Source organism: Butyrivibrio sp. (assembly GCF_024699075.1).
In genome coordinates, this window is the sequence record NZ_JAILQF010000395.1 from 1 (window position 1) to 3,233 (window position 3,233).

Here is a 3,233-nt window from a genome sequence, read left to right on the forward strand (position 1 = left end):
TAGATAATTATGGTTTTACTCTTGCATCATACAAAAATGCAGACCAGATTGACTGGGGAGATGTTTTGGCTTATGGAGCAGGCATTGAAAACTGCGATTATTCCCAGGAAGCAGTAGACGCTTATCTTGAAGCAAGTGATGAATTTGATGCTGTAGAATATGATCTCATAGCTTTATCAGGAGAAGATGTCAGAGCATTTGTGGAAGATAAAACAGGCATAACTGATTTTGATGCTTCATTAGTATCGGATTTTGTATATGTAGAAGAATACGATATTTTCTTTTCACAAGTAAGTGATTGCTATATGAAAGATGTAAGGTGTGAGGCGGGAGTACGAAATGGAGATGTGCTCCAGATCATTTTCCATGTTGGATTCCAAACCAATAACAGGCGTCTCACAATAGAGGTAACGGGAGATTCTGATAATCCATACAGATTTTTTTCCAATCGTGAACTATGGGAAGAGAATGCTGTAAAGGTAATAGATGCTGCGATATACCAGAATACTGGTACGATCACTTGTGCGGTTGTCGATTCAGACAAGGGACCGGATATCGAGATCATTGTGGATAATGTTGTTACTTGTGTTGCGCATCCTAGGTTTAGAGATTCTGAAGATATAAATATAGAGCAGTACAGCGATGTGGTAGAGGTTGAATTCTGTGATGTGGATGACGATGGAGTTGCAGATATGATCGTTATCTTGTCAGATGGAGATGATTCTGTTGCTGTATTGTGTAAGGGTTATGTAAATCAATGGAGCGAGGGCTATACTGAACCTAAAGCGGAAGTGACCAAGTGGCTAAGCGAAAATGTCAGTGATATGACGGCAGATAATGCTATAAGTTATATTCTGGATCATCAGGATGAGTTTAATGATTTATAAAAATAAGGGGATGGTGCTAAGCATCACCCCCTTAAACATTTTTGGTCACATATTGCTAACAGCGTATAAAGGAATGTTAACCAGCCAATCTTGTTCCTTGTAGTTTAGAAGAGATAAGCGGATGGAAATACTCGGATGGAACTTATCATAAAAAGCCTTCAGACTCTTAGAATGAATGTTGGTTTCGGCTTTCACTTCTATTGGTACGGCATCCATTCCTTTTTGAATGAGGAAATCCTGCTCAAAAGTTGCAGATGCTGTTCCGTAGTAATATGGAGTATAGGTTGTATCGCTCATGATCTGCTGGAGAACATATTGTTCTGTAAGAGCACCTTTAAACTCCACAAATAACCTGTTTCCTTCAATTACAGAATGTAAATCCAATTCGCTCATTGCACCAAGCAATCCTATGTCAACGAAGAATAGCTTGAAGAAGGATAATTCTTTGTAGGCTGAGAGTGGAATGTGTGGTTCTTTAACTTTATGAACGCGATATACTAAGCCGCTATCAACTAACCATTGAATTGCTTTTTCAAATTCTGCACTACGGGCGCCTTTTTTGATTTGTCCAAAAAAGAATTTCTTATTTTCTTTTGCTAACTGCATAGGGATAGAATCCCATACCATATTTATTCTTGGAAGTTCGTTGGGAGAGATATGCTTGCCAAAATCTCCTTTATATTGAAGAACAATTTCTTTTTGTATTTCTCTAGCTGCAATATAATCATTATTATTTATGAATTTACTAACAACTTCAGGCATTCCACCTACATAAAAATAATTTTTTAGATGATAGATGTATTTCTCTGAAAAGCTATCTATTAAGTCATAGTCTTTTGTTTCTAATGCATCAGCCAGTCCCTTTTCACCTACAGCATGTAAGAATTCGCGGAAATTGAGAGGGTATAGGTTGAGAGTCGTTACTTTGCCTACAGGATATGAGATTCCTTCATGTAGCGCTACACCTAATAAAGATCCGGCAACCATAATGTGGTATTCAGGCGCATCCTCGTAGAAGTATTTGAGAGATTCAAATGCTTTAGGGGCATTTTGGATTTCATCAAATATAATTAGAGTATCCTCTGATGAAATAGTAAAGCCAACTTCGATAGTAATAGCTGAAACGATTCGATTTATATCATAATCCTGTTCAAATACATGCTTCATTGCCTCATTGTTATAAAAAGAGATATAGGCAACTTTTTTATAATATAACCTTCCGAATTCTTTCATGAGCCAGGTTTTTCCTACCTGACGAGCACCCATTATTACTAAAGGTTTACGATTATCATCGTTTTTCCATGCTTCTAGTTTTTTCATTGCAAAACGTTGCATTTATGCGACCTCCGAGGTAAATGTTACATTTTTTAAGACCTGATTTTGGGGTTTATATACATTTTTTAAGGGCTAAAAGTATATCGTATATACATTTTTTAAGACTAAATTACATCATAATAATACATTTTTTAAGGCCAAAGTGCAATACAGTTCGCGGGTCTGGGATCTGTCGAGCAATACTACAAAGAAAATGGTTATAACTTTCGTGTCATGACTGAACAAGAAGAAACTGAGTGGCGTGAAAAGACAGAGGCAGCTGCAGCAGAGATAACGTATCAGGAATGGTAATTATAGATAAATGGAAATATAAGAGGTAATGTCATTTAAATCTGGCATTGCCTCTTTTTTTGCCCAAAATGAATTTCGTCGCATATTTTTGTCGTTTCGTCGGATTTTTAACCGCAAGCCAAAAAAATATGTATAATGGCATTAAGTTTTTGATTTTACATAAAGACAAGGGCAAACTTCCGGTGACGGTAGGACGCAAAGCGGGCGTAAGAAGTGGGAATTTGATACAGGTTGTTTTTCAGGTTGGCATGCAAGATAATACGCACATAAGTGCTTATGTCAAAAAAAGAAAGGAACGATATGAAAAAGAGGACTCTATCTATAATGTTGGTAGTATCGTTATTGTGTACAGGATGTGGAACAACTTTTAATTTATCGGATGTCGGAAATAAATCTACTAAATCTATTAAAGAAGAATCAATGGATTTACAGAATAAATCTTCCAATAAAGAAGAGAATATAAGTGATAATTCAAATAGTAGTAGCGATGCTTCTAGTATAGAAGTGAACGAGAATGAATCATCAGAAGCTGGTAGTACAAATGATAATACGGATACTGATGGTATAGATAGGAGAAAAATATGATTATCGGAATTGACTTAGGTACGACCAATTCACTGGTCAGTGCATGGACAGATGAAGGCATTAAGATTATTAAAAATTCACTCGGGGAATATCTTACGCCTTCAGTTGTCAGCATAGAATCTAACGGTGATACTT

The 3,233-nt window shown here is 36.4% G+C and carries 4 protein-coding genes and 1 riboswitch; of the genes, 3 read left to right on the forward strand and 1 reads right to left on the reverse strand.

Annotated features, from left to right (window positions below; genetic code table 11):
• Positions 1–887, forward strand: an 887-nt coding sequence (locus tag K6G87_RS15890; RefSeq protein WP_296839443.1) for a hypothetical protein, incomplete at its 5' end; no start/stop codon positions are given.
• A gap of 45 nt (positions 888–932) precedes the next feature.
• Here K6G87_RS15890 and K6G87_RS15895 read toward each other — a convergent pair.
• Positions 933–2,222 carry an ATP-binding protein gene (locus K6G87_RS15895; RefSeq protein WP_296839447.1) on the reverse strand — a complete coding sequence of 430 codons (1,290 nt, stop codon included), beginning with the start codon at positions 2,220–2,222 and terminating at the stop codon, positions 933–935.
• A 451-nt stretch (positions 2,223–2,673) separates the two neighbouring features.
• A riboswitch (cyclic di-GMP riboswitch) is annotated at positions 2,674–2,755 on the forward strand.
• A 178-nt stretch (positions 2,756–2,933) separates the two neighbouring features.
• Here K6G87_RS15895 and K6G87_RS15900 point away from each other — a divergent pair.
• Positions 2,934–3,098 carry a hypothetical protein gene (locus tag K6G87_RS15900; protein WP_296839450.1) on the forward strand — a complete coding sequence of 55 codons (165 nt, stop codon included), beginning with the start codon at positions 2,934–2,936 and terminating at the stop codon, positions 3,096–3,098.
• Positions 3,095–3,233: Hsp70 family protein (locus tag K6G87_RS15905; protein ID WP_296839453.1), on the forward strand; the 139-nt coding region annotated here is incomplete at its 3' end. The genes K6G87_RS15900 and K6G87_RS15905, both read left to right, overlap by 4 nt.